The sequence below is a fragment of the Clostridium lentum genome (assembly GCF_014287815.1).
In the GTDB taxonomy this organism is placed as follows: domain Bacteria; phylum Bacillota; class Clostridia; order Clostridiales; family Clostridiaceae; genus Clostridium; species Clostridium lentum.
Map to the genome: position 1 here is coordinate 1 of NZ_JACOOQ010000026.1, position 25,122 is coordinate 25,122.

Genomic DNA, 25,122 nt, shown 5'->3' on the forward strand with positions numbered 1-25,122 from the left:
ATATTATTTCCTTCTTTTCTTATCTTGAAAATCTGTAAGTAATCCACTTCAACATTTCCTTCATTCTTCAACTTATCAATCATGCTCCACATTATAAGTTGTAATCTTATATCTACTTCCTCATTTAAACCTCTAGTTACATATCTATTATCTTTCTTGAACATATTTCTTTATCTCCTTATTATTAATTTTTCATCTCTATCTAAAAAGTAAAAAGGCTATACCTTATTAACTAAGATATAACCTCTTTAACAATCTATTTCAGAATATAAATAATTATCATATTCATCTTCATATATAGTTTCTGGAATAATTCCTAATAATTCTTCAATATTATTTCCTCTAATTAAATCATCTATTACCTCTTCTTTACTAGTCTGCTCTATCCAATATTCAGCTAAAGAATCTTTATCTATTAAAGAATCAACATGAATTGCATCATCAAGCATATCATATAATAGCTCTCTTGCAACTTCTTTTAGATTAACTGAACTTTTATAAAGTATGCTATAATCATCAAGCATTACATAGCCTTGTTCATCTAACTCATTACACCAATTAATAACATGACCTATTGATAATTCTTCTAATCCATTACATTTTAGATTTTGGTACATAGAAATTATCCTGTCATCAACTTCATTTTCTCCAATTTCTTTTGCTATCTTTACTGACATGCTCCAATCATTTAGGAATTCCTCCTTTAACTCTTCATTGCTTATGCTATTTATTAATTTTTCTACACTACTTATTTCTTCTGTTTTTATACTCTTATATTTATCTAATACCTTCTTAATTTCTCTTATTATATATTGCTGAATTATTGAAGAAACTTCTTCATTAACTGCAATGAATACATTATCTTTATTAAACATTTATACTCCCTCTTTCTATACTTTTATTTAAATGCAAAAAGTCTTAATCACTATTCTTGTAGTAATTAAGACTTTTAGATTTTACTTATTTCTTGTTTTAACATTTCAATGAATTCTTCTGAAAATACTTTCTCTCTTATTGACTCTTTTATCAGTTCTATTAGCTCTAGCTCTGTTACATCAAGACTTCTTGGAATGTATGTTTCATCACCTCTTCTAGTTGCTTTGTATACACAGAACCTTACTTCATCTCGCTTTAGTTCTTTGATGTAGATTTTCTCTATTGAGTATGTATACTCTCCTGCTCCAACTTTTACTTGGTTTCTTATCTTGCAATATTTAGTTTCCTTTATTATCTTTTCTTCACTCTTCTTACTCATGTTATTGAACCTCCCTGTCTTATTCTATTAGAAACTTAGAAAGTTCTTCTGTTGTTACTACTACAATTGAAAAATCACTAGAAAGTAAAAATAGTGAAGAAGTCCAATTAACTCCTTCACTACACTCAATTATATCAGTATATTCTGGTATTAACCCTTGTAACTTATCTTGTTTCAGTATTTCGATATCTACGATATTTTCTGCTATAAGTACATATCCACCTAAGTCAGCTTCTATATCTCTATTTTCTCCATAATTTTCATTTAGTACTCCAATTGTTTCTCTAATACTTTCAATTACTTCCGATGGTATATTATTAACTTCTAGTAATTGATTTTTCTTATAAATTTTCTTCATCATTAACCCTCCTTAAAATATAAAAACTTCTATATGTAATCTAATTACATGTAGAAGTTTCTTAACTATAATATATATTTATATATTAAGCAGTTTTACTTTCTTAGCACCTTTTAACAAAAAACCTTTTATAAAATTTTTATTAACTCTTCAAACCATTTAAGATTCACTAAATGATGAGAAAGTGAATTTTCCATCATCTTTTTAAAATACATCTGAACACTATTATCATTTTTAATAGACTCTTCTAGTAAAAAAATTTTTTCCTTAGTTTGCTCTATTTGAATTTCTATTATTTTTTCTAAGTTCTCTTTTTTATATTCATCAAAAAATAACATTGCCCCATAAAAAGGTAAATTTATATACTCAGTTTTAGAACCATACTTAAACATTAACTTTTCAAATTCTTTATTCCCTAGTTCGGTTATAATATAATTTTGAGTTTCTCTAACATTATCTAACCTATCAACTCTTTTAATATATTTTTTTTCCTCTAATTTTTGAAGATTATAATAAAAAGACCCCTTAGTAAAATTAACTATATATTTGTAATGTCTCTCTTCCATTAATGATAATAATTCATATCCATAAGAACCTGGATTTTGTTTTATTAAACCTAAAATTAATAATGGTATCAAAATATTATCTCCTTTATATTTTTACTTTATAGTATACTACTTTTTTATCTATATTTAGTCATTATTAATTAGTGTAACTTGTGCTAAAAATTCATCATATGTTAGTTTCCCTAATGCAAAATCCATACTTTTTATATATATTTTTTCTGTCTTAGTAGGTACTCTTGAACAAATTGAATTTTCTAAATCACTTTCATTCATTAATGGCTCTAATACATGCTTTTTATTAGAAAAAGCTTCAAAATATCTTAATCCAAATTTTCTTTGAGAAATTGCATTAATATGAATACCATCAGGATTAGATGTTAAACCAGATGCAGTAACAAAATAGCAATTATCCTGTTCTAAAGCAAATCTTTCTAATTCTTTATTAATAAGATTATATTCAGTACAACTTTTTCCAAACCCTTCTTTTCCTAAAAAATCTGGTAATCCTCCAATGATAACTGGAATATTTGGGATATTTAATTCTTTTCTAAGAGCTTGAATTATTAAAAGTAATTTTTCATAATATACTTTGTAATTTCCATTATGACTATCACTTTCTCCTTGATGCCATAATACTCCTATTAATTCACTGATTTCCATAGCGAATTTAGCTTCATTTATCGCATGTCTAAAAAGTACCTTATCTGTAGCCCATTCATCTATTGAACTTCCACCTTCAGCACAAGGAATCAATCCAATAACATCATTTTGATTCTTACAGCACCATGTTTCTGCAAATGAACCTGCTAAACTTATTCCAGAAACAGGTCTATCATAATTAATAGGTTCAGTCATCATTTGCCATCTACCATTACGTAACATTTGTATTCTTTCATTATAAATTGGAGGAACTTCATTAATAAAACCTCTTCCTGCCATATTGGACTGACCTAACATTAAAACTGATTTAATCACTTTTTTCATCCTTTCTTTTATTTATCTAAAACTAACGTAATTAATAATAGTCTAATTAGACTGTTTACAATTAATTATTATAGTATAATTAGACTATATGTCAATTAAATTTCTCATATAAGTAGATATTCCTATATACCCCTACTTATATATAATTACTTTACTTAAATAAAAACTCCCACCTATATATGAATATAAGTAAGAGTCTTAATTCTTATAATAAAATTTACCTATTTACAATTTCAGTAAAAACCTCATTTATTTATGATACGGTTCTCCGTTACACCTCCAAAGGAGCACGTTTTACTTTAATTGTTCTAAAGCCTTACATTTTTTAAGCTCTTTCATAAGTTCTTTCTCTATTTCTTTATCTAAATATCTCCTTGGAATTATATGAGCTACAAATCCACTTATATATATAAGGATCATATCTTCGTAAACTTTTACATCTTTTATACTTTCTAACGATACTGTTTCTGATATAGAATCCCCTTTTACTACTATTGTCCCATCAATAATTTCTAAAGTCTTACTTCCAAATATTGATGAATTATCTCCTTAACTTATGAGTTTATCAGTTTCTTTAGCTACTAATTTTTTGTATTGCTTAGGATATGTTAAAATCCAAATGACTAAAAAAACTATCGCTACTATAATCCAATATATATTCGGTTGATTAAATATCCCCGTTCCTGTAAAGTAGATTGGTATAGAAAGTACTATGGGTACAGCATATCTAAGTATGTTAAATGTACTTTTCTGTGATTTCGAGTTTTCTAAATGATGTAAATTGAAGCTTATATAGTCATCTTTTGTTATTTTAAAGTCGATTTTCATTTGTGCGTCCCCTTATTATTAAAAACTTTATTTACATTATATTACAAATTTCAAGCACTTACAATTAAGCATAGTAACATGAAAAAAGGAAGGGTCTTCATCTTCTTCAGACGACCCTTCCTTTACTTTTAGGCTTTGAATGTCTTATATTTAAATCCTACATATAAAAATTTAACTTATCTATTTAAATTTAATCTCTAATTGCGTTTAGTTTATGAAGCAAATACTCTTTTTTATTCAATGGATCATACGTTGTTTTTTTGCGTGCTTTTGAAAATTCAGCTGAAGCTTCCTTATACCCATAAAATTTTGTCACAAACATTCCTCTACCTTCTGTATATGAAGCTATTTTCATTTTATATTCTTTTGAATTTTCTACTGGAATTAATCCCTTTATTGAGAATTCATCCCCTATAACAATAGGATTATCAAAGGTTGCCCTCATAGTTTCTAAATCCCATACCGCTTTGCTTAAAGCATTTTGAGGAATCTTTAACTCAAACTCATGTAATGGCTCTAATAAAACAGTTTGTGCTTTATATAATGCTTCCATGAATACCATAGGTGTCACATTTCTAAAATCTGCTGGAGTGCTGGCTGGACTAAAAAATTCACCACAGCTAAGAGTGACTTTTACATCTGTAACCTCCCATCCAAATAATCCTTGTTTACTTGTCTTAATAACTGCTTCTTCAATTGCATTTTGAAAAGATTTTGGCAATGACCCTACTGAAACATTAGAAATATACCTAAGACCTTCGCCTCTCCCTGCTGGTTCTATTTCTAAGCCTACTGTCGCCCAAAATGGATTTAAGTCTTCCTGCATATGCATTATTGACGCTCCAAAACCTTTAGGTGTTTCCTTATAGATAGTCTCAATATTCGAAAACTCTACTTTTATTCCATATAAATCATCTAACATGGAACTTAGTATTTCCATTTGAACTTCACCGAATAAGTTGACATAAATTTCTTTATCTATGTCATTCATCTCTAATTCTAGTAGTGGATCTTCCTCTGCAAGTAATGTTAATGCTTTAAATAGCTCTGGATTTTTTTCTTTATCAATTGCAGAAATTGTTGTTTTTAATGCTGGTTTAGCTATAGATATATTTTTAATTTTATCATTTGAAATTCCAATAACATCTCCCACTTGGAAACTTGTAAGTCCATATAAAATACCTATATCCCCTGCTTCTATCCTCTGTGCTTCAACAACTCCCCCATTTTCTAACCTATTAATTTTCTTTACTTTTTCTGCTATCTCCTTATTAGGTACTTGAATTTTATCTCTTACAGATATTTTTCCTCCAAATAATCTTACATAAACCTTCTTTTCATTTTTACTTGTTCTTTCGATTTTAAATACTACTCCAGATAAATCACTTTCACAATCATCACCTGCAAATGGAAAATAACTACAAATTCCATCTAATAAGTCTTCAACTCCAAGTCCAATTGCTGCCGCACCACAAAATACTGGATATAGACTTCCTTCACTTGCATATAATGAAAGCTTTTCTTGTATTTCTTCTTTATCAGGTTCTATTCCACCAATATATCTTTCTAAAAATGCTTCGTCTAAGTCTGATAAAACATCAATAGCATCATCATTTATCATGCATGTATCAAATAGTTTTTTTATATAAACAGCTTTGCTTCCTACATCATATACTTCTTGTAATCTAACTACTTTATTGGACATATTCTTCTTTATATCTTCAAATACTTTATTGAAATTTGCCCCAATTCTATCTAGCTTATTTACAAAAATTATTGTTGGAATGTTTAACTCCTTTAATGTCTCAAATAATATTCTTGTTTGTGACTGAATACCCTCTACTCCTGATATAACTAGTATCGCTCCATCTAAAACACTTAATGAACGTTCAACTTCCGAAATAAAATCCACATGTCCTGGAGTATCAACAATATTAACCTTGACATTATTCCAATTAAAAGATATGGTTGATGATTTAATGGTAATCCCTCTCTTACGCTCAAGCTCCATAGAATCCGTCTGTGTATTGCCTAAATCAACTCTTCCAACTGATTTTATAGCTCCACTATAATATAATAAGTTTTCTGTTATAGTTGTTTTTCCTGCATCCACGTGTGCTACGATTCCTATATTAATTATTTTCTTCATAATCAATACCTCCAACTCTATCAACCACCTTTTTATCCATTATCATAGCAACAATATATAACACTAATACCGGTGTTACTAATAACGAAGTACATGCTATACCCATACTCACTGAAATATTTGTAGCTATGATTCCTATAATTGGTCCACCTAAAATTTGACCTAAGGAATTTATTTGTCCATTTATAGAAAGTACAGTAGATCTGGCCTTGTCATCTATATGTCCATTAAGCCATGCACTAAATATAGGTTCATTTATAGTTCTAAAGGTACTTGTCGCTAAATAAGCTATTAGCATTAAGTTAAATCTTTTTGTAATAGCAAATATGAACATAAATGATATATAAAATATATTTATACATAATAACAGCTTTCCATTTTTATTCTTATCATCATCCTTAAGCTTCTTTTCCATAAAATGCATTACTATAGCACTCAATATCATTCCTGCAATTCCAAAAATTCCGAACCAAGTCACTGGTTTAAGGTTTCCAAGTTTAGGAAGCATAGTATCTTGTAAAAAATGCATATTAGAAAGTCTATCATAACCTTCACTGGATAATCCATAAAATAAAGTTACTGAAAGCAAAATTATAATTATAGGTTTATTTTTTATAAATTTAAGACCAGATTTAAAGGTATATCCCATCTTTTTAAAAGTATTTAAATCCTCTGGAGCAGATGATTTAAAATTATTTTCTGGCATATATAACCATAAAAATAATGCAAGAATTATAAATAAGACTCCACTAACTATAATAGGTAGTCTTACAGATAAATTAGCTATTACAGTGCTTAGTACTATTCCAATAACCGATCCTATCTGTCCTGCTTGTGCTCCCTTTATATAAATTTTATCCAAATCTTTATCTTTCTCTTCTTCCGCAATCCAAGCTTCAACAGATCCACTAATAAAAGTAGAACCTAATCCCCATACAATCTGTGCTACAAGTACGAAAACGAAACTAGAAATAGAACCTTCTAAAATAAATCCCACTCCTGTTAAAACTACACCAATAACAATAGATAGTTTACGACTGTACACATCTGCAACTATTCCTGTAGGAATTTCAAATATAAAGCATGCTACTTCTAAAGTAGTTCCAACAAGTATAAGCTGAAGTGGATTTAAATGCACCGTTTCAATGTGATACACTATCATAACTGTAGCTACTAGTGAAAAACACATTGCTGTAATAGCTGAAAATAATAAATAAGTTTTATATGCTGAAAGTTTATTAACCATTAATAATCACCATCCTAGTATTTTTAAAAAAATTTATTTGTTTTTCATAATCTTCATATTTAAATATATAAATCATCAAAATAATCTCCTTAAATAAAAAAAGCTGTAAGTGAACATAATTCACTTACAGCCTCATAATTATATAACCTAAATATAAACATGAAATATACAACTTTAATTTATATAACTTATGATTAAGCTATGCAAATTAAAGTCTTATATCATATCTATAAATATAGTAAAAATAGGCATAAAAATACCGTGTTTAGAACACAGTTTTCCTATTCTTCAAATAAAGATGTAATATGCTCATTATAATACTGATTATTTTTAGAGTACACAAATAGACATGGTAATATCAATATTATTAATAATTGTTTCTACCACAAATAAACCTTGAGTTATCCAAGATTTTTTTCATATACTTTTTAAAATAATCCTTATTCAGTTAGTTTAGTTAAAAACTACCTCTTTGCGCATATTTACATCTCCTTTACATTTATATTTTTCATGTTTATATTTTAGTATAATTACATTATATATAAACTTTTATTTTTTTCAATACTTTTATATTCATATTTATCCAAATTCAATTGAAACTTTATTACTTCAAATAACTTATATACACAAAAGAATAACTACTAACTTTAACCTAAATCTGAAATGAATATAAAAAATATATTTGTGGAATGTTTTACAATTTCTTTCAATACTATAGATTAGAAAAAACAAATTCTAATTTGCTGAAATAGGTGAAAAACGAAGAACCTATGAATAAAACTACAATAACCTACAAAAATTCAAATTTTAGATTTTTGTGAGTTTCATTGCAGAATTAAAGCAGACCTACCTTTCATTTATATATCCAATTTTGGTAAAGTTCGCACTTACTTGTGATACGGTTCATTCTTCATTATTCTAAATGCTCTATAAATTTGTTCTAAAAGCATCACTCTAAATAATTGATGTGGAAATGTCATTTTAGAGAAACAAATTTTATGATTAGCTCTTTTTATAACATTTTGAGATAGACCAAGGCTTCCTCCTATAACAAAGGCTATATTGGAGTTTCCCATTACACCTTGTGTTTCAATAAACTTAGAAAATTCTTCAGAAGTCATTTGTTTTGCATTTAAATCCATAGCCACCACAAACATATTATCTTTAATCTTAGAAAGGATTAATTCCCCTTCCTTATCTTTTATCTGAAGTTCTTCTTTTTCTGAAGCATTATCAGGTGTTTTTTCATCTGGTAGCTCTATTATATCAACCTTACAGTATCTTCCTAATCTTTTAGTATATTCATCAATAGCTAGCTTTAAATATTTTTCCTTAAGCTTTCCTACTGAAATTATTGTTATGTTCATCATTTTTCCTCCTTAATCTATACATTATTTAACTGTATAATCTACATTAATTATAGTAACTTTATCATCAATCTTATTTTTCTTTGGAACATGTACAGTAAGCAAATTATCCTTAAACACAGCTTTAATACTATATGGATCAACATTTCCTACATAAAAATCCTTTATTTCTTCATTTTCCGGCCCTATAATTGTTACTGAAAAATTTTGCCCATTAGAAAAAAACTGATTTCTTTTAACCTTTATGGTTACATAGTTATTATTGTAATCTACATCAATATCTGACTTCTTAACTCCTGGTAATCTTCCACTTATTATATATTCTTTTTCCCTTTCACTAAGATTTATATCTAAAGATGCCATATTTTCTATTTCATTTATCATATTATTAACAGTTTCATTATTTAAAACGCTATCAATAATACTATCTATAAAATCACTATTCATTAAGGTATTAAAAGTTGTCTGAAACACATATGGAAATATATTAAACATTTGTCTTTCTCCTGTCTTTGAAACTCTTATTATAATTTATTTAAAAGCCTCATTAAAGTTGACAGTAAAAGTAATGTATTTCTTATTCAATACATAGATTTCGATAAATATTAGCAAAAAGAGATTTGACATACATCAAATCTCTTTTATAATTTATATTACTTTCCACAGCATTTCTTATATTTCTTACCGCTTCCGCATGGACAAGCATCGTTTCTACCAACCTTGTTATCATTGATAACCATGTTTGTTGTCTTGTAAGCTTTTTGAATTTCTTTTCTCTTTTCTACTGAGAATATTCCATCCCATTGTGGTAATGTATAAAGGTAGTTAGCTTTAGCTTCTAACATATTGAAATATAATTTTTCTAAATTAACATCTAAAGTTAATTCTGTGTTTTCATCTAAAGTCTCTAAATCATATGAATTATTTAAGCTATCATTTATTCCATCAACAAATCCCATGATGAATTCCACTGAAGTTTCATATTTTTTAGCTAAATCAGCAATTGTAGTCTTTACAGCTTCTTTGTGGTTAGCTAATAAATCTTTGTATATTGCTGTTTCAATTTTTGTATATTCAGCCCAAAAAGCTTTTTCTCCTTTAGTTTTTACATATTCTACAACCATTTCTGTCCATTGTGTATATAAACTCATAGTATTTTCTCCTCTTTATTTAATGTTGCTACTAAAATTATACTTTATGTAACATATTTTTTTCAATATTTTTATAACAATATTATTTCACTTGGATTATGTCTACTAGCCAATTGTAAGATGACATCATCCCCTGGCCTTATACCATTTGCAGAAAGTACATCTACAACTGTCTGATAAGCCAGATCAGGATGATTGTTTGTTCCGCTTAAATGCCCTAGCACTATCTGCTTCTTTTTATCATTTTTAAGTAAACTTACAATAGCACTGCCACAATCTTCATTGGATAAGTGGCCATTTTCCCCTAAAACCCTAAGCTTTAATTTATAAGGATAAGGTCCCATTCTAAGCATATTAACATCGTGATTACTTTCTAATAATATGATATCTGAATCAATTATGTTATCTCTTATTTCCTCAGTGAAAACACCAAAATCCGTAACTACACTTGCGTTTTTTCCAGCATAAGATACAGTATATCCTACTGGTGCTATTGCATCATGAGGTATATTAAAAGATCTTATTTCTAAATCATTAATTGTAATAGATGATCTTCTATCCATTATCCTTATATTATGTTCTTTTATCTTTCCTATGTTTTTTTCCATAACAGCCCATGTATTGTCATTAGCATATATAGGAATATCATACTTTCTTGATAAAACACCTACACCTTTTATATGATCAATATGTTCATGTGTTATAAAAATTCCATCTATACTACTTGATTCTTCTCCAATATGCTTTAAGGCATCATCTATCTTTTTGCCCGCTAAGCCAGCATCAATTAATACTTTAGCATTATCTGATGCTATAAATATACTGTTTCCACTACTTCCGCTATATAATGAGCAAAATTTCATCTTAATTCCCCCAGAATTATCTTACTACTCTTCTTATGTCTGCTCCTAAGCTTCTGAATTTTTCTTCAATATGAGGATATCCTCTATCTATATGCTCAATATCTACTATTTCTGTTTCTCCATTAGCTATTAGCCCAGCAATAACCATTGCAGCACCAGCTCTTAAGTCAGTAGCAATTACTTTGGCTCCTTCAAGATTTTCTACACCATCTATAATAGCTGTTCTTCCCTCAACCTTTATCATAGCACCCATCTTCTTTAATTCATCTGTATGCTTATGTCTGTTTTCCCATATACTTTCTGTAACTAAGCTTCTTCCTTTTGTTACACTTAATAATACTGACATAGGTTGTTGTACATCTGTAGGGAATCCTGGATATGGTGCAGTTTTTACATTAACACCTCTTAATTTATTATCTACCGTAACTCTTATACTATCATCATCTTCTTCCACAATAGCTCCCATTTCAATAAGCTTAGCACTAATTGATTCTAAATGTTTAGGAATTATATTAGTTATTGTAACATCACCTTTTGTTGCTGCAGCAGCAATCATAAATGTTCCTGCTTCAATTTGATCTGGAATAACACTATAATTGCATCCAACTAATTCATTAACACCTTTTATTCTTATTACATCTGTTCCTGCACCTTTAATATCTGCACCCATTGAGTTTAAGAAGTTAGCAACATCAACTACATGAGGCTCTTTTGCTACATTTTCTAAAACAGTTGTTCCTTCAGCCATTGTTGCTGCTATCATAACATTTATTGTTGCACCAACAGATACTACATCAAAGAAAATGTTTGCTGCCTTTAAGCTTTCTGCTTCCACTAAAACAGCACCATGCTCAATTGTAACTTTAGCTCCTAAAGCTTCAAAACCTTTTATGTGTTGATCAATAGGTCTTACTCCTATTGGACATCCTCCAGGCAATTCAACTTTAGCTTTTTTAAATCTTGCTAGTAAAGATCCAATGAAATAGTAAGAAGCTCTCATTCTTCTCACATCTTCCGTACACGCATTAACAGTATTAATATCTGTAGCATCAATTTCTAAAACATTTTTAGAAGTTTTTTTTACACTGCAGCCTAAATCCAATAAAATTCTTTCCAGGCAATGTACATCCTCTATATCTGGTATGTTATCTATAACACATTTACTTTTACTTGCTAATACAGCTGCAGGTAAAATAGCTACTGCTGCGTTTTTTGCTCCATTTATTTCGACAGATCCTCTTAAAGTTCCGCCTCCATTAATAATTAATGTTTCCATCCTATTCACCCTTACCTAAAATTATATATAATTAATTTATCCTTACTTCGTAAAATATATCCATATTTGCATCAAAAAGACAATTTTTTTCATTTTCATAAAATCAACTCTAACCATTATAACATAAAGTCTATCAGTGTTAACAGGTTTTTTTCTTCCAATATATTGTTTATTTAGCCAATGTAATAACCTTTTGATTTAAACTTATAGTAATTGGTAATATTATTGGTAATGTGATATAATTTATTACAAAGTTTGCATATAAAAATTAGCTTGTGAGGTCATATTTATGAAATATTATTTAGTAGCTTTGTTTGATGATGAATCATACAAAAACTTAAGTCCAATTCAAAAGAATCTTTCTAAGAGGTATAAAGCCAATAGGAATTCTCCTATTCCTTATATTCTTCTAGAGGTATTAGAAAACCCTAACATTGATAAATTAAATCTTGTTATAGACAAAGTTCTTAAACCATATAAATTTTTTAAAGTGGAATTATCTTCAAAAGTTAGTGTGTCTGATACTAGTAAAACTTTAAATTTACAAGTACATGATATAGGATATATTAAAAAATTAAGTAGATTATTATCTGATAACCTTAAACTGCATGGATTTAATACTAAAAGTTTAAATGCAAATGAAAATATTCACCTAACTCTAGCTAATATGAACTACTTTAATAAAGAAGTTAAAAAAATTGATGGACCAACTGAATTAAAGTCTAATTTATCAACTCTAAAAGTTAATAGATTAGAACTTTGGAAGATTTCTAACAATAGAAGAGAAATTTTAATTCAAACATATCCATTAAAGCATTTCTAATAAATTTAAACTTCCGTGAAAAATATTCCATATATAGATATTATGAATCTATATTGGTCTATTTTTCATGGTATTTTTTTATTTTTTCGAAATTTTCAAAATTTTATTTTTTGTATTCGTTTACTAACCTTTTCAATCGTCAAATGTTTTTGTAAAATATAGTTAGATTAATGATATTATTTTAATATAATCCTATAGGAGGATAAATTATGAACATTTTATCACTTGCAGAATATCAAAAAGATAAATCCGCTAAAAAAATAATAGATACCAGCTTATCTGACTACAAGCTTGCTGCCAGAAAGCATTTAGAGTTACAAGTGAAACTTAGTTTTCTAGCTCAAGAAACAAGCTGCTATAAATATTGGATTGATAATAAATCCCAATTAAATCATGATGTTATATTTGAAAAATATATTGATTTTCTAGCCCATGTCATTAATTTAGGGCTTTACAAGAACTATTTGAGTTCCTATGAATTAAATTTAAGACCTAGCGATTACTGCTTAAGTGATCAATTTTTAAATCTATTTATTGATATAAATGATTTGATTATATCCCCTTCAACGGACCATTTTAATACACTTTTAGAAGATGTATTAAGCTTAGGTGTCACTTTAGGATACGATGAAGAACAAATTAATAAAGCTTTCGAATAATATTGGGTATTTGCTTATTGCAAATGCCTTTTTTTAATCTTTAAAATACATTAAATATGAAATTATTTGGCACAATATCTTTGAGGTGATGTAATATGTTTGGTTTTATAAGTGCCATTATTTCTGGTATTGCCATGAGCATTCAAGGTGTATTTAACACTCGTGTAAGTGAAAGGATTGGTGATATGGAAACTAATGTAGTTGTTCATGGTTCTGCCTTAGTCATAGCTATTATCCTAGTACTATTTTGGGGTAAGGGTGACTTTAAATCCATTAAAGAAGTAAATAAACTTTATCTTCTTGGTGGAGTACTAGGAATTATAATTACACTTACAGTGATGCTTAGCATAAAATCATTGGGAACTACCATAGGAATAGGTACTATTTTAATAGCTCAGCTTGCTGCTGCTGGAATAATTAATGCCTTTGGCTTATTTGGTAGCGAAAAAATATCTTTTTCATTTTCGCAATTTTTAGGTTTAGGATTGATGATATTAGGTATTATTATTCTTAAATGGAAGCATTAGCTTTCTTATTTCGGGTATTCTTCTAATCTATTAACAAATTTAGTCATATTCTTATAATATAATACTAAGATTAATTACAGAGGTATTTTATGTTCTCTTTTAATAAGAAAATTGATCCTGATTTAAAAGCTATTATGGTTTTATATCCTAATAAGAATCATAGAATATTGATTAAATATGCCAAATTTCCAGATTTTATAATAAAAAAAGTTTTGTCTTATAAAGGTATTATCGTAAGAAAAATCGAAAGCTGTAATATTATATGTGTAAAATTGAATTCAAAATCAATAGAAAGATTATTAGAATATCCTGAAATTCAATATATATGTCTTGATCAATATTTATTTCTTTGTGGCATGAGCGTACTGTCAGCCAACAAAATAAGGCTCCACACAAATACTTCTTTAAGCGGCAAAAATATAGGAATTGGTGTAGTAGATACAGGTGTTTATCCTCATAAAGATTTAACTCTTCCTCAAAATCGAATTCATACTTTTGTTGATTTAATCAATTCCTTTACTAACCCTTATGATGACAATGGCCATGGTACTAGCATCTGCGGAATAATTGCAGGCAATGGTGAATCGTCAAATGGTATCTATAAAGGAATAGCTACTAACTCTGAACTTCATGTTTTCAAAGCATTTGATAAGCTTGGTAAAGGATTGGTATCTGATGTGTTATTTTCTATTGAAGAACTTATTCTTTTAAAGGATCAATATAATATACGTATCTTATGTCTTCCGTTTGAATTATTGACCTTTAATAATTTTATATATACTCTATTTGATAATATTTTTACTAAAGCTGTAAACTCATCAATTATTCCTGTTCTTCCTAGTGGCAGTAACAGAGATGAAGCTAGCACCATTACTGGTCCTGCATTAAGCCCACACTGCATAACTGTTGCTGGACTTGATACTTCTGGTGAAACAAAATCATATGCTTATTCTTCTTGTGGAGATGTAAAAAAAGATATCAAGCCTAACTTTTCTGCTGCTTGTGTAGATATTATTTCTCTTAATAGTAATATATCTTTTGTTCCTGAAAAGAATAATATAAAAATGTATGCTCCTAAACTTGATTCCTCTTATAAGTCTTTTTCTGGCACCTCCCTTTCTGCTGCTTTTATTTCAGGTGTATGTGCACTTTTATATGAAAAAAAACCTGATTTAACTTTTGATGATGTAATCTCCATGTTAAAATTAAATGCCGATGTTATGGATATTGAAACCTATAAACAGGGCTATGGTAAAATAAACTTAACTAAACTTCTAAAGTAAAAGAGGATGTCGCACTAAAAATTTTATATACAATATATTGTATTATTTATTCTTAATGCGACATCCTCTTTTAGCTTTTACACTCTCTAATTTACGATAATACTGAAACTAAATTCATAATATATATTGAGTTGGATCCACAGGATTCCCCCCTACTCTTAGTTCAAAATGAAGGTGAGGCCCTGTACTATATCCAGTTGTACCAACAGTCCCTAATACTTCTTCTGTTCCTATATACTGTCCTTTTGAAACATATATCTCATTTAAATGAGCATAATATGTCTGCATATCATTTTCATGTTGGACTATTACCAAGTTGCCATATCCACCATTATTATAATCAGAAAATATTACTGTTCCCTCATAAGCACTATGTACTTCCTCACCTAAATTCTTAGCTAAATCAATTCCCTTATGATAACTACTAGTTCTTGCTTCGCCAAATATTGAAGTAAGAACTGCATCTTTAAGTGGATTATTTAAAAATCTAATTCCATCATAATAGGGATTTTTTACACCTTTTTTTACTACACTTGGTTTTGCTTCCTTAATCACTACTTCATTGATTATATCTTCTGAGATTTTATTAATGCCACTATAATGCTCTTTAGTATATATAACCTTCTTTCCACATCCCCCTTCTTCTAAAATACTTTCACCCATATATAATTCATCACTTTTTTCTTCCACTACTGCTGGTGCAATGATTTCTTCATGATTATTGATAACTTCCATTTCCATATTTAAAAGATTTTCATTTATTACCACTGCATCATATAAATTTTCAGCAATTTCTACACTGCTCTCTAACTTTGCTATACTTACTTTTTCAGGAATTGCTTTTAAATTATTATTTACGTATACCTTTAATACATTTTTACTATCAATACCTAATTCATTTATATAGCTTAAACAGACCTTTTGCAATATTTCATCACGCTCTTCTTTATTGCTAACATAACCAAAAACACTATCTGCTACTTGTATCTTATAACCATTAACTTCTATATTAAAACTATCAACTATTATAGCTGCTGATGAAGCCATACATTTTATAGTGCTTAAATCATCCAAAGCATTGTTATTGATGGTATTTCCACTTAACACTCCTACAACTGTATCATTTTCTAAAGAATATATATCTATATTTTTAATAATTATTTCTTTTGTTGCAAATACTAGAAAAATAGTACAAATTATAGCTATAGTATATTTGAGCACTGACTTTATATCATCTTTTTGTTTTGAGTCCATTACTACTCCTCCTTTGTAACTTTTCAGCACATCAATTAATTTTCCCATTTTAAAAGTTATTATTCATAATTAATATTACTAAGCTTAGTTGAGGCTTTTATTTAGCTTTGTTATAATTAATCTAGTTATTACACCAAGAAAGGTAGCGAAAAATTATGAGCACATTTATGCTAAAAAATAAACATATAAACTTTACTCCTGTAAGTAACATATTTATAGAGAAATATATGCCTAATGCCCGTGGTGAATTCGTCAAGGTATATCTACTACTTCTTAAATATAATGTTGCAGGCGAAATGGGAGTTAGTTCATCTATTATAGGTGCAAATCTTAACATATTAGAATCTGATGTTATAAATGCTATTAATTATTGGAATGATGAAGGTGTAATTGAATTAGTTCCTATAGATAAAATGGGAAATTTTAATATAGAGTTTGTAGATTTATCGAAAGAAGATAATACTCAAAATAAAGAAGTCAATTTACTAGAAGCCCTTAACAATAATTCAAGAAAAGATATGTTAACAGATATTGAAAGGCTTTTAGGACGTCCTCTATCCCCTATTGAAATGACCAACTATTTAAGCTGGGAAGAAGATTATAATTTATCTACAGAATTGACTCTTCTTTTATTAGAATATTATATTCAACGTGGTAAAACCGATTATAGATATTTAAATAAAATAGCTCAATCGTGGCATGAAATGAAAATCACAACACTAGAACAAGCTCAGCATTATATCACTATGAATGAAGATAAATGGGTGAAAATACGCCATATATTAAAATACCTAGGAATTACTAATACTGAAATTATGAAGCCACAAGAAGAAATGCTAGAAAAATGGATTATGAAATTTAACTTTCCTATTCCAATAATAGAAGAAGCTTGTAATAGATGCTTCAAAAGATTAAATAGAGCTGAATTTAAATATATAGATGGAATTTTATCTAACTGGAACAAAAATAATTTAAAAACTCTTGAAGCAATTGCTGAAAAAGAAAATAAACTAGCACCTTCATCTATAAATAAAAGTAATTATACAAGTAATAATAGTAAGAGGATGAATAACTCTAATATTAATGTAACGACTGCTAAAGCTCATGATACTTTAGAACAAGAATTATTAGGATGGTATGATAATGATTAAAGGATATCAACAAAAAATAACTGAACTATACGAAAAAATACAAGAAGATGAAAAGAAAGCCTTAAGAAATAGAAAAGAAGAAATCAAGCTTACAGTTCCAAAAGTTATGGAACTAGATAATGAAATCCAAAAGCTTTCTATCTCTTTACCAATGTCAATTTTACGTGGCATTCCTGAGGAAGAGCTTAATGCTGTCCGTGAAAATATTACTACCCTTAGGGAAAAAAAATATGAACTACTTACAGCTAATGGCTATCCTATGGACTATTTAACATTGCATTATCAATGCACTAAATGTAAAGATACAGGATTTATTGGCAATAAGAAATGTAGTTGCTATAAATCAAAATTAGTTAAATTATATTATCAAACTTCAGAACTTGAAAATTCTTTACATAATTGTAATTTTAAGAACTTTAATATTAATTTATTTTCTTCTACTTATGATAACAACCATAAATACACCCAAAAAAAGAATATGGAAATGATTTATGAATTTATTATTGGTGGGTATCTTCCTAACTTTGAAAAAAGTAATACTAATTTATTATTTTATGGTGAGTCAGGTACAGGTAAAACCTTCTTATCATGGTGTATTGCTAAAGAATTATTAGATAAAGGATATTTAGTAATCTACAAGACTTCCGATGAATTGATTAAAGATTTAAGATCTATTGCTTTAGAAAATAATTCTACACTATTAGATCTTCTTATTAATTGTGATTTGCTTATCATTGATGATTTAGGAGCTGAACAAGTTACCGATTTTACCACTAATGAATTATTTAATTTAATAAATAAAAAGCTTTTAAATAATAAAAAGATGCTGATTTCTACAAATTTAAATTTATTAGAAATATCAAATATTTATACTACTAGACTATATTCTAGATTGCTTGGTAATTTTAAATTATTTAAATTTTACGGAGATGATGTGAGAATAAAGCTGAATATATCTAAAAAACGACTTTAATTAAATGTAAAAAAAGTAAGAGTTTATCATAACTCTTACTTTTTTTCTGTATAATTTAAGTGTTTACTATATAAAATTTAGCAAAATAAAAAACTCTAGAAAAACTAGAGTTCTTTGGAGCTGGCAATAGGAATCGAACCTACAACCTGCTGATTACAAGTCAGCTGCTCTACCGTTGAGCCATGCCAGCATGGATGCTATATAAATTTTAAAAGTGGCGACTCAGAAGGGGCTCGAACCCTCGACCTCTGGCGTGACAGGCCAGCACTCTAACCAACTGAGCTACTGAGCCGCATTTATGGTGGAAACAACAGGGATCGAACCTGTGACCCTCTGCTTGTAAGGCAGATGCTCTCCCAGCTGAGCTATGCTTCCATAAACAAATTTAAAATGGTGACCCCTAGGGGAATCGAACCCCTGTTACCACCGTGAAAGGGTGGTGTCTTAACCGCTTGACCAAGGGGCCTTAGGCTTTTGTTCTCTAATTTGTTTTCATATGTTCACTTTTAAAATTAAATTGGCGACTCAGAAGGGGCTCGAACCCTCGACCTCTGGCGTGACAGGCCAGCACTCTAACCAACTGAGCTACTGAGCCGCATTATGGTGGAAACAACAGGGATCGAACCTGTGACCCTCTGCTTGTAAGGCAGATGCTCTCCCAGCTGAGCTATGCTTCCAAAAATTTAAAAATGGTGACCCCTAGGGGAATCGAACCCCTGTTACCACCGTGAAAGGGTGGTGTCTTGACCGCTTGACCAAGGGGCCATAATATGGAGCTGGCAATAGGAATCGAACCTACAACCTGCTGATTACAAGTCAGCTGCTCTACCGTTGAGCCATGCCAGCATATTATAACCAAGAAACTATTCTATTTTCATTTTAAATTTAAATGGCGACTCAGAAGGGGCTCGAACCCTCGACCTCTGGCGTGACAGGCCAGCACTCTAACCAACTGAGCTACTGAGCCGCATTATGGTGGAAACAACAGGGATCGAACCTGTGACCCTCTGCTTGTAAGGCAGATGCTCTCCCAGCTGAGCTATGCTTCCAAAATTTAAAATGGTGACCCCTAGGGGAATCGAACCCCTGTTACCACCGTGAAAGGGTGGTGTCTTGACCGCTTGACCAAGGGGCCTAGGTTTTTCATTTCTCTGTCCTTCAGGGTTATTTCCCCGAGCACATTAACTATAATACTTGAAATCCGAAAAAGTGTCAACACTTTTTCTTCATTTTTTTTATTTTTTTTTACATCCCCTCATAAAGCCCCTCTTACTCCAGCATTTTTACTAGGTTTTCAGTGTCTTTCATCTTCTCAATAGCCATACCATATCTTGATAAAATTCTTTCTTTTTCCTTAATTTCTTCTTGAATTTTATTAATTTCAAACTTACATATTTCAAAAAACTCTTTTTCTTCAATTATTTCAATAGATATATTAAATCCACTTTTTTTAAAATTTTGACCGGAAGTAATAAGCTTTACTGGTATCTTATAATTAATAACAGCCAATATTTCTTTTTCCCAAACTCCTCTCTTGTTTACTTCATATTTATCTTTAAGCAAATTCAAATTCTCAAAAATAATATCAAGTTCAGCTTCTATACTTTCCAATAACGCCTTATATAGAGCTATAGATATTCCTCTATTAAGCTTTATTTTTAGAAAATCACTATACTTTATTAAGAATTCATCTATTTCTGTCTGTTTAATATATTCTACATCTTTTTTATCAAATACTTTCAGTCCAATATCACTGGGATAGTTAACTACTACTTGATCATAATTCATCCTGCGAACCTTAAATTCTCTTTCAAATTCCTCTAAATCTTTATTAATTATTTTTGCTAACAATAATATCACCTCTTACCTAGTATTCCATAGTTTAATTACTTATATTACTGTGATAAAATCTAAATAAAATTAACTTTGAATAATGAAAACTGATATTATTCTTTAAGGAGTGTTTATTTTGATTCATCATGAATTATTAATTGTTGGCGGTGGTGCAGCTGGCTTAATGGCTGCTGTAACCGCAAAAGATTTTGGTATAGATGTTGCCATACTAGAAGCTACTGATAGAATTGGTAAAAAAATATTAGCTACAGGAAATGGTCGCTGTAATATTTCTAATATCTCTATTACAGAACCCTTTATTAATTATCATAGCAATAATGATAATTTTTATTATGAAACTTTAAAAAGTTTTTCTGTGAAAGATACTTTAGATTTCTTCCTAGCTTTGGGTCTTCCTATTGTAGAATTACAAAATAGCAAACTTTATCCACAATCTCTTCAAGCATCTTCAGTTGTGGATATTTTTAGATTAGCTTTAGAGGACAGAAATATTCCAGTTTATACAGAATGTAAAGTAAAAGATATCCACAGAGGAAAAGTTTTTAAGTTATCCACAAATAATGAATCATTAAAATTATTCACATGTGATAAACTACTTTTAACTTGTGGAGGAAAAACTGCACCTAAAACTGGATCTGATGGAACTGGATATTATTTATCAGAAAAATTAGGACATAGTATAATTCCTCAACTTCCTGGAATCGTTCAGTTAAAACTAGATTATCCTCATCTTAAATCATTGTCTGGTGTAAAATTTGATGGCTATGCATCTTTACTTATTGATGGTAATGAAGAGCGTAAATATTTTGGTGAAATATTATTCACAGATTACGGAATATCAGGTCCACCAATACTACAACTTTCCGGCTTTGCATCACAAGCTTTAGCCAAAGGTAAAAAAACAGAAATAGTTGTAGATATGCTACCAAAATATACTGTTGAATCCTTAGAAGATTTTATTGAATGCCATTTTGCTGTGCTTTCTTATAGACCTATAATTGATGCTTTAATTGGTGTAATTAATAAAAAACTTATACCTACAGTATTAAAAGAAAGTAAGATTGAAAATTTACATATGCCTTGCTATGAACTTAATTGGAAAGAAAAAAAGTCTCTCATAGATACTTTAAAAGAATGGAAATTTACTTGTATAGGAACTAATGACTTTAATCAAGCACAAGTGACCATTGGTGGTATAGATACTACTGAAGTAAATCCTTCAACTTTAGAATCAAAACTTATCCCTGGTCTTTATTTTGCCGGAGAACTTTTAGACGTTCATGGTGACTGTGGTGGATTCAATCTTCAATGGGCATGGAGCTCAGGACACAGAGCTGCTGAATGCATAGCCAAAGCGTAGATTAGTTAACCAGTGAATGTCGCTACGCTAATCCACTTAATTAAATCGCCATAAATGACTTAATTAACGAAGTGACTAACTAGCGAAGCGACTTAACTAATTAGCGTAGCATTAATAAAAAAACTCTGAGCCATAGCCCAGAGTTTTTTTTATTGCCATTTTGATACGAAAACAGTCAATTCTTTACCGTCTTTATCTTGAATATTACTTAATACTAATAAATTATCTTCATTTTTATGAATTTCACAGACACATTTGATTTCATCATTATAGTAACATTCATGCTCAAATAGTATATCTATTTCCTTTAGCTCATATTCCTCTCTAATCTCCTGTGGAACACTATCCATAAACCATTGTACATACTTAACATTATTGACATGCTTATTAAAATCTATATCAGAATATCTAACTTTAAAATTACTAACATATTCTTTATTTTTTACTTTTTCTAATCTTTCAAGACTACCAATTAATTTCTTTGTTGTAGAGTTCTTATCAACATTATAAGCTTTGTATTGATCATCAGTAATTTTTATAGCTCTTCTTTTAACAATATCAATTAATAAGAATAATGCACTCCCTTCCACTATCTTAATATTCTTTTCATCATATATTTCATAACTCCTTAATGCATAAAACTTCTTAAATTCTTCCGCAACAGTTTTTACTCTTATTTTTTCTTCATACTCAGGGTATCTATTTACCTTGATATTATATTTATAAAATACCCATGTAATATTTCTTTCTGTTAAATAATCCATCCCTACATTTAAGCTTTCTGCATGCTTATTTCCTACATCACCTAAAAAATTCATTATACTTTCTAGGGTACAATTTAAATTCTTATCACATTCATAATAGTGAATTTCATACATCTTTTCATAACTTATTCCCATAATTATCCCCTCTTTCTAATAGTATTTATTTTAGCAATAAAAATAGGCATAGATTTACCTCTACACCTATTTCTCTTTTATTTGTTTAGTTTATCTAAAAGATCTTCTATATTAAGTCCATGAACTAATGCAGCTTCTTCAACTGTTTCCATTTGTGCAGATGGACATCCAACGCAGCCCATACCAGCTGATGCTAAAACTTCTATTTTCTCAGGATAATTTTTTACAATTTCACCAATTGTCATATCCTTAGTAATCATTTTCTCACTTCCTTTAATAGAATTTTATACAACTGTATATATTTTACATAATATAAAGTTTATTTTCAATATTTTCCCATAAACTATTCATAAATAATATTCTAACTACTAAATTAAATACTAATATAGACCACTATTATTCCCATTGCTATTTACATCATTTAAAATATTATCTACATTTATTCCATACCTTATAGATACATCTTCTACTGATGACAATTGATTTTCCATATTACCATAACATGGTATACCATAACTATTAAATATATCAATTGCACCTGGATTTTCCGCTAAAATCTGGCTTATAGTACTATTTTTATCAACCATAAAGAATCACCTCTAAATTTTTTTATATTTATAGGCTTTCCTTCACAGTTTATAATTATACTATATTTCTTTTACTCTTATAGTCTGACTTCTCTTTGGTCCAACAGAAACTATTGAAATTCTTGTATCCGTTAATTCTTCAATTCTATTTAAATATTTCTTTGCATTTTCATGTAACTCATCAAAAGATTTAGCTTTAGCTACTGATTCATCCCATCCATCAAATTCTTCATAAATAGGCTCACATTTTGCTAAATCCTCTAAGCTTGCTGGGAAATAATCTATTATCTCACCATTAAACTTATACCCAGTACATATCTTTATCTTATCTAATCCTGCTAATGTATCAATTTTTGTTATAACTAAAGATGTTAATCCACTAACTCTTACAGCTGTCTTTAATATAACAAGGTCAAGCCATCCACATCTTCTTGAACGACCAGTAGTTACCCCATACTCATGACCCTTTTCTCTAATCCATTCACCAGTTTCATTTTCTAACTCTGTAGGGAAAGGTCCTTTTCCAACTCTTGTTGTATATGCCTTAGCAATCCCTACACTATTAGTTATCATATTAGGTCCTATACCAACACCGCTGGCTACTCCTCCTGCTGTTGTATTAGAAGAAGTTACATATGGATATGTTCCATAATCAATATCTAAAAGCATTCCTTGTGCCCCTTCAAATAATACATTTTTATCTTCTTTTATATTATTATAAACTACTACTGAAGTATCCTTAACAAAAGGTGCTATTTTTTCAGCATACTTGCTATATTCTCTATAAATTTCTGCAAAATCTAACGCTTCTCCACCTAATACTTGTGTTATATATTTATTTTTCACTTCTAAATTGCTTTTTAACTTTTCTTCAAAAACTTCTTTATTTATTAAATCACAAACTCTTATACCGCATCTTTCAAATTTATCAGTATAACAAGGACCTATTCCTTTACCTGTTGTTCCTATATCATTCTTTCCTCTTGCAAGTTCCTTTAATTTATCTAGAACCTTATGGTATGGCATTATTATGTGAGCTCTATCACTTATAACTAATTTTTCTGGTGTTACTCTTATGCCCTCTTTTTCTAGATATTCTATTTCATCAAATAAAGCTACTGGATCTACTACTACTCCATTACCTATTACATTTAACTTTTCATCATGTAATATTCCTGAAGGTATTAAATGAAGCTTATATTGCTTATCCTCAACTTCTACAGTATGCCCTGCATTGTTTCCACCTTGATATCTGACTATTACTTCAGCCTCTTCTGCTAAATAATCTGTCATTTTTCCTTTTCCTTCGTCGCCCCATTGAGCTCCTAAAACAATAAATGCTGACATAAAATCTGCCTCCCTTTTAAACATATTGCCTTATCTTATAATTTTTTAATAATTTCTTACCTATTCATACTATCAAAGTAATTATAAACTTTCAAGATTTTTGCGAATATTTATTTATTTTTATAATTAATAATTCGTAAGGAATCCTTTGTATAGATAGTAATCTTATATTTTCCTTTTTAAATAAAATTACTTGCTTTATTTTTACGAACTATATCTTTTTTTAGTAATTAAATAAAAAAGGGGGCTGTATCAAAATAATATTTGAAAAAAGGGAATTCGTATTTGAATTCCCTTTTTTGCATATAATATCGTTATGAAAAACTTCAAAAAGAATGTGATACCTATGCAACAAATAGGTT

General features: G+C 29.1%; 28 protein-coding genes and 11 tRNA genes. 7 read left to right on the forward strand and 32 right to left on the reverse strand.

Annotated elements, in window-relative coordinates:
* From H8R92_RS13385 to murA, 15 genes are all read right to left on the reverse strand, one after another.
* Positions 1 to 164, reverse strand: a 164-nt coding sequence (locus H8R92_RS13385; RefSeq protein WP_279287110.1) for a DUF960 family protein, incomplete at its 3' end; no start/stop codon positions are given.
* A gap of 84 nt (positions 165 to 248) precedes the next feature.
* Positions 249 to 875, reverse strand: a complete 627-nt coding sequence (locus H8R92_RS12195) for a hypothetical protein (RefSeq protein ID WP_186835613.1) — start codon at positions 873 to 875, stop codon at positions 249 to 251.
* Positions 876 to 949: 74 nt separating this feature from the next.
* Entirely contained in the window at positions 950 to 1,255 is a 306-nt protein-coding gene (locus H8R92_RS12200) for a hypothetical protein (RefSeq protein WP_118429712.1), read from the reverse strand.
* 19 nt (positions 1,256 to 1,274) lie between these two features.
* Positions 1,275 to 1,613 (reverse strand): hypothetical protein, encoded by a 339-nt coding sequence (locus tag H8R92_RS12205; RefSeq protein ID WP_118429711.1) that lies wholly within the window; start codon positions 1,611 to 1,613, stop codon positions 1,275 to 1,277.
* 128 nt (positions 1,614 to 1,741) lie between these two features.
* Positions 1,742 to 2,251 carry a PadR family transcriptional regulator gene (locus H8R92_RS12210; protein ID WP_045144198.1) on the reverse strand — a complete coding sequence of 170 codons (510 nt, stop codon included), beginning with the start codon at positions 2,249 to 2,251 and terminating at the stop codon, positions 1,742 to 1,744.
* A gap of 54 nt (positions 2,252 to 2,305) precedes the next feature.
* On the reverse strand, positions 2,306 to 3,154 hold the full coding sequence (locus H8R92_RS12215) for a sialate O-acetylesterase (RefSeq protein WP_045144199.1): 849 nt from the start codon (positions 3,152 to 3,154) through the stop codon (positions 2,306 to 2,308).
* A gap of 303 nt (positions 3,155 to 3,457) precedes the next feature.
* A complete protein-coding gene (locus tag H8R92_RS13095; RefSeq protein ID WP_200820157.1) occupies positions 3,458 to 3,697 on the reverse strand; it encodes a YcxB family protein in 240 nt (79 codons plus the stop codon).
* 15 nt (positions 3,698 to 3,712) lie between these two features.
* A complete protein-coding gene (locus H8R92_RS13100; protein WP_049039694.1) occupies positions 3,713 to 3,991 on the reverse strand; it encodes a hypothetical protein in 279 nt (92 codons plus the stop codon).
* Positions 3,992 to 4,181: 190 nt separating this feature from the next.
* The gene (gene tetB(P) / locus H8R92_RS12225) at positions 4,182 to 6,140 is read right to left on the reverse strand and encodes a tetracycline resistance ribosomal protection protein TetB(P) (RefSeq protein WP_006440995.1); all 1,959 of its coding nucleotides are present in this window, start codon (positions 6,138 to 6,140) and stop codon (positions 4,182 to 4,184) included.
* Entirely contained in the window at positions 6,124 to 7,386 is a 1,263-nt protein-coding gene (tetA(P), locus tag H8R92_RS12230) for a tetracycline efflux MFS transporter TetA(P) (protein WP_006440994.1), read from the reverse strand. The genes tetB(P) and tetA(P) overlap by 17 nt, the downstream gene beginning before the upstream one ends.
* 887 nt (positions 7,387 to 8,273) lie before the next feature.
* Complete coding sequence (gene rlmH, locus H8R92_RS12235) at positions 8,274 to 8,753, reverse strand: 23S rRNA (pseudouridine(1915)-N(3))-methyltransferase RlmH (protein ID WP_022211461.1); 480 nt, start codon at positions 8,751 to 8,753, stop codon at positions 8,274 to 8,276.
* 24 nt (positions 8,754 to 8,777) lie between these two features.
* Positions 8,778 to 9,248, reverse strand: coding sequence for an Hsp20 family protein (locus H8R92_RS12240; RefSeq protein WP_022211460.1), 471 nt, complete (start codon positions 9,246 to 9,248; stop codon positions 8,778 to 8,780).
* A 158-nt stretch (positions 9,249 to 9,406) separates the two neighbouring features.
* The gene (locus tag H8R92_RS12245; RefSeq protein WP_186835614.1) at positions 9,407 to 9,904 is read right to left on the reverse strand and encodes an SEC-C metal-binding domain-containing protein; all 498 of its coding nucleotides are present in this window, start codon (positions 9,902 to 9,904) and stop codon (positions 9,407 to 9,409) included.
* A gap of 71 nt (positions 9,905 to 9,975) precedes the next feature.
* The gene (locus H8R92_RS12250) at positions 9,976 to 10,767 is read right to left on the reverse strand and encodes an MBL fold metallo-hydrolase (protein WP_186835615.1); all 792 of its coding nucleotides are present in this window, start codon (positions 10,765 to 10,767) and stop codon (positions 9,976 to 9,978) included.
* A 16-nt stretch (positions 10,768 to 10,783) separates the two neighbouring features.
* Complete coding sequence (gene murA, locus H8R92_RS12255; protein ID WP_022211457.1) at positions 10,784 to 12,043, reverse strand: UDP-N-acetylglucosamine 1-carboxyvinyltransferase; 1,260 nt, start codon at positions 12,041 to 12,043, stop codon at positions 10,784 to 10,786.
* 289 nt (positions 12,044 to 12,332) lie between these two features.
* On the opposite strand from murA, the gene H8R92_RS12260 reads away from it, so the two are divergent.
* From H8R92_RS12260 to H8R92_RS12275, 4 genes are all read left to right on the forward strand, one after another.
* Entirely contained in the window at positions 12,333 to 12,866 is a 534-nt protein-coding gene (locus tag H8R92_RS12260; protein WP_022211456.1) for a hypothetical protein, read from the forward strand.
* A 209-nt stretch (positions 12,867 to 13,075) separates the two neighbouring features.
* Positions 13,076 to 13,525: a dUTP diphosphatase gene (locus H8R92_RS12265; RefSeq protein ID WP_186835616.1), complete on the forward strand. Its 450-nt coding sequence runs from the start codon at positions 13,076 to 13,078 to the stop codon at positions 13,523 to 13,525.
* Between the two features lie 95 nt (positions 13,526 to 13,620).
* Positions 13,621 to 14,052, forward strand: coding sequence for a DMT family transporter (locus H8R92_RS12270; RefSeq protein WP_186835617.1), 432 nt, complete (start codon positions 13,621 to 13,623; stop codon positions 14,050 to 14,052).
* Positions 14,053 to 14,141: 89 nt separating this feature from the next.
* Positions 14,142 to 15,335, forward strand: coding sequence for a S8 family serine peptidase (locus H8R92_RS12275; protein WP_022211453.1), 1,194 nt, complete (start codon positions 14,142 to 14,144; stop codon positions 15,333 to 15,335).
* Between the two features lie 114 nt (positions 15,336 to 15,449).
* Here H8R92_RS12275 and H8R92_RS12280 read toward each other — a convergent pair whose 3' ends face one another.
* On the reverse strand, positions 15,450 to 16,589 hold the full coding sequence (locus tag H8R92_RS12280) for a peptidoglycan DD-metalloendopeptidase family protein (protein WP_186835618.1): 1,140 nt from the start codon (positions 16,587 to 16,589) through the stop codon (positions 15,450 to 15,452).
* 155 nt (positions 16,590 to 16,744) lie between these two features.
* Here H8R92_RS12280 and H8R92_RS12285 point away from each other — a divergent pair, with 155 nt between their 5' ends.
* Positions 16,745 to 17,740: a DnaD domain protein gene (locus H8R92_RS12285; protein WP_186835619.1), complete on the forward strand. Its 996-nt coding sequence runs from the start codon at positions 16,745 to 16,747 to the stop codon at positions 17,738 to 17,740.
* Complete coding sequence (locus tag H8R92_RS12290) at positions 17,733 to 18,713, forward strand: ATP-binding protein (RefSeq protein WP_022211450.1); 981 nt, start codon at positions 17,733 to 17,735, stop codon at positions 18,711 to 18,713. The genes H8R92_RS12285 and H8R92_RS12290 overlap by 8 nt, the downstream gene beginning before the upstream one ends.
* A gap of 115 nt (positions 18,714 to 18,828) precedes the next feature.
* On the opposite strand, the gene H8R92_RS12295 is transcribed toward H8R92_RS12290, so the two are convergent.
* From H8R92_RS12295 to H8R92_RS12350, 12 genes are all read right to left on the reverse strand, one after another.
* Positions 18,829 to 18,903 (reverse strand) — tRNA-Thr (locus H8R92_RS12295).
* Between the two features lie 25 nt (positions 18,904 to 18,928).
* Positions 18,929 to 19,005, reverse strand: a tRNA-Asp gene (locus tag H8R92_RS12300).
* A 7-nt stretch (positions 19,006 to 19,012) separates the two neighbouring features.
* A tRNA-Val gene (locus H8R92_RS12305) sits at positions 19,013 to 19,088 on the reverse strand.
* A gap of 16 nt (positions 19,089 to 19,104) precedes the next feature.
* Positions 19,105 to 19,179, reverse strand: a tRNA-Glu gene (locus H8R92_RS12310).
* A 52-nt stretch (positions 19,180 to 19,231) separates the two neighbouring features.
* Positions 19,232 to 19,308: transfer RNA gene (locus H8R92_RS12315), tRNA-Asp, on the reverse strand.
* A 6-nt stretch (positions 19,309 to 19,314) separates the two neighbouring features.
* Positions 19,315 to 19,390: transfer RNA gene (locus H8R92_RS12320), tRNA-Val, on the reverse strand.
* A gap of 13 nt (positions 19,391 to 19,403) precedes the next feature.
* A tRNA-Glu gene (locus H8R92_RS12325) sits at positions 19,404 to 19,478 on the reverse strand.
* A gap of 6 nt (positions 19,479 to 19,484) precedes the next feature.
* Positions 19,485 to 19,559 (reverse strand) — tRNA-Thr (locus H8R92_RS12330).
* Positions 19,560 to 19,603: 44 nt separating this feature from the next.
* Positions 19,604 to 19,680 (reverse strand) — tRNA-Asp (locus tag H8R92_RS12335).
* Positions 19,681 to 19,686: 6 nt separating this feature from the next.
* A tRNA-Val gene (locus H8R92_RS12340) sits at positions 19,687 to 19,762 on the reverse strand.
* Between the two features lie 11 nt (positions 19,763 to 19,773).
* Positions 19,774 to 19,848 (reverse strand) — tRNA-Glu (locus H8R92_RS12345).
* 134 nt (positions 19,849 to 19,982) lie between these two features.
* On the reverse strand, positions 19,983 to 20,564 hold the full coding sequence (locus tag H8R92_RS12350) for a hypothetical protein (protein WP_186835620.1): 582 nt from the start codon (positions 20,562 to 20,564) through the stop codon (positions 19,983 to 19,985).
* A 118-nt stretch (positions 20,565 to 20,682) separates the two neighbouring features.
* Between H8R92_RS12350 and H8R92_RS12355 the strand changes: the two genes are divergently transcribed.
* Complete coding sequence (locus tag H8R92_RS12355) at positions 20,683 to 21,927, forward strand: BaiN/RdsA family NAD(P)/FAD-dependent oxidoreductase (protein WP_186835621.1); 1,245 nt, start codon at positions 20,683 to 20,685, stop codon at positions 21,925 to 21,927.
* Between the two features lie 149 nt (positions 21,928 to 22,076).
* Here the strand turns inward: H8R92_RS12355 and H8R92_RS12360 are convergent, their stop codons facing one another.
* From H8R92_RS12360 to H8R92_RS12375, 4 genes are all read right to left on the reverse strand, one after another.
* On the reverse strand, positions 22,077 to 22,826 hold the full coding sequence (locus H8R92_RS12360; protein WP_186835622.1) for an acyl-[acyl-carrier-protein] thioesterase: 750 nt from the start codon (positions 22,824 to 22,826) through the stop codon (positions 22,077 to 22,079).
* 77 nt (positions 22,827 to 22,903) lie between these two features.
* Entirely contained in the window at positions 22,904 to 23,086 is a 183-nt protein-coding gene (locus H8R92_RS12365; protein WP_022211684.1) for a DUF1858 domain-containing protein, read from the reverse strand.
* A 120-nt stretch (positions 23,087 to 23,206) separates the two neighbouring features.
* On the reverse strand, positions 23,207 to 23,413 hold the full coding sequence (locus H8R92_RS12370) for a DUF1858 domain-containing protein (protein ID WP_022211683.1): 207 nt from the start codon (positions 23,411 to 23,413) through the stop codon (positions 23,207 to 23,209).
* Positions 23,414 to 23,473: 60 nt separating this feature from the next.
* Complete coding sequence (locus H8R92_RS12375) at positions 23,474 to 24,760, reverse strand: adenylosuccinate synthase (RefSeq protein ID WP_186835623.1); 1,287 nt, start codon at positions 24,758 to 24,760, stop codon at positions 23,474 to 23,476.
* Positions 24,761 to 25,122: the final 362 nt, after the last annotated feature.

Bases quoted from the DNA above. Each gene is read 5' to 3' on its own strand.
- H8R92_RS12280 (WP_186835618.1), bottom strand. From the start codon at position 16,589: ATGGACTCAAAACAAAAAGATGATATAAAGTCAGTGCTCAAATATACT.
- H8R92_RS12195 (WP_186835613.1), bottom strand. From the start codon at position 875: ATGTTTAATAAAGATAATGTATTCATTGCAGTTAATGAAGAAGTTTCT.
- H8R92_RS12265 (WP_186835616.1), top strand. From the start codon at position 13,076: ATGAACATTTTATCACTTGCAGAATATCAAAAAGATAAATCCGCTAAA.
- H8R92_RS12290 (WP_022211450.1), top strand. From the start codon at position 17,733: ATGATTAAAGGATATCAACAAAAAATAACTGAACTATACGAAAAAATA.
- H8R92_RS12200 (WP_118429712.1), bottom strand. From the start codon at position 1,255: ATGAGTAAGAAGAGTGAAGAAAAGATAATAAAGGAAACTAAATATTGC.
- H8R92_RS12375 (WP_186835623.1), bottom strand. From the start codon at position 24,760: ATGTCAGCATTTATTGTTTTAGGAGCTCAATGGGGCGACGAAGGAAAA.
- H8R92_RS12275 (WP_022211453.1), top strand. From the start codon at position 14,142: ATGTTCTCTTTTAATAAGAAAATTGATCCTGATTTAAAAGCTATTATG.
- H8R92_RS12240 (WP_022211460.1), bottom strand. From the start codon at position 9,248: ATGTTTAATATATTTCCATATGTGTTTCAGACAACTTTTAATACCTTA.
- H8R92_RS12205 (WP_118429711.1), bottom strand. From the start codon at position 1,613: ATGAAGAAAATTTATAAGAAAAATCAATTACTAGAAGTTAATAATATA.
- rlmH (WP_022211461.1), bottom strand. From the start codon at position 8,753: ATGAACATAACAATAATTTCAGTAGGAAAGCTTAAGGAAAAATATTTA.
- murA (WP_022211457.1), bottom strand. From the start codon at position 12,043: ATGGAAACATTAATTATTAATGGAGGCGGAACTTTAAGAGGATCTGTC.
- H8R92_RS13100 (WP_049039694.1), bottom strand. From the start codon at position 3,991: ATGAAAATCGACTTTAAAATAACAAAAGATGACTATATAAGCTTCAAT.
- H8R92_RS12365 (WP_022211684.1), bottom strand. From the start codon at position 23,086: ATGATTACTAAGGATATGACAATTGGTGAAATTGTAAAAAATTATCCT.
- H8R92_RS12270 (WP_186835617.1), top strand. From the start codon at position 13,621: ATGTTTGGTTTTATAAGTGCCATTATTTCTGGTATTGCCATGAGCATT.
- H8R92_RS12245 (WP_186835614.1), bottom strand. From the start codon at position 9,904: ATGAGTTTATATACACAATGGACAGAAATGGTTGTAGAATATGTAAAA.
- H8R92_RS12370 (WP_022211683.1), bottom strand. From the start codon at position 23,413: ATGGTTGATAAAAATAGTACTATAAGCCAGATTTTAGCGGAAAATCCA.
- H8R92_RS12285 (WP_186835619.1), top strand. From the start codon at position 16,745: ATGAGCACATTTATGCTAAAAAATAAACATATAAACTTTACTCCTGTA.
- H8R92_RS12250 (WP_186835615.1), bottom strand. From the start codon at position 10,767: ATGAAATTTTGCTCATTATATAGCGGAAGTAGTGGAAACAGTATATTT.
- H8R92_RS12360 (WP_186835622.1), bottom strand. From the start codon at position 22,826: ATGGGAATAAGTTATGAAAAGATGTATGAAATTCACTATTATGAATGT.
- H8R92_RS12260 (WP_022211456.1), top strand. From the start codon at position 12,333: ATGAAATATTATTTAGTAGCTTTGTTTGATGATGAATCATACAAAAAC.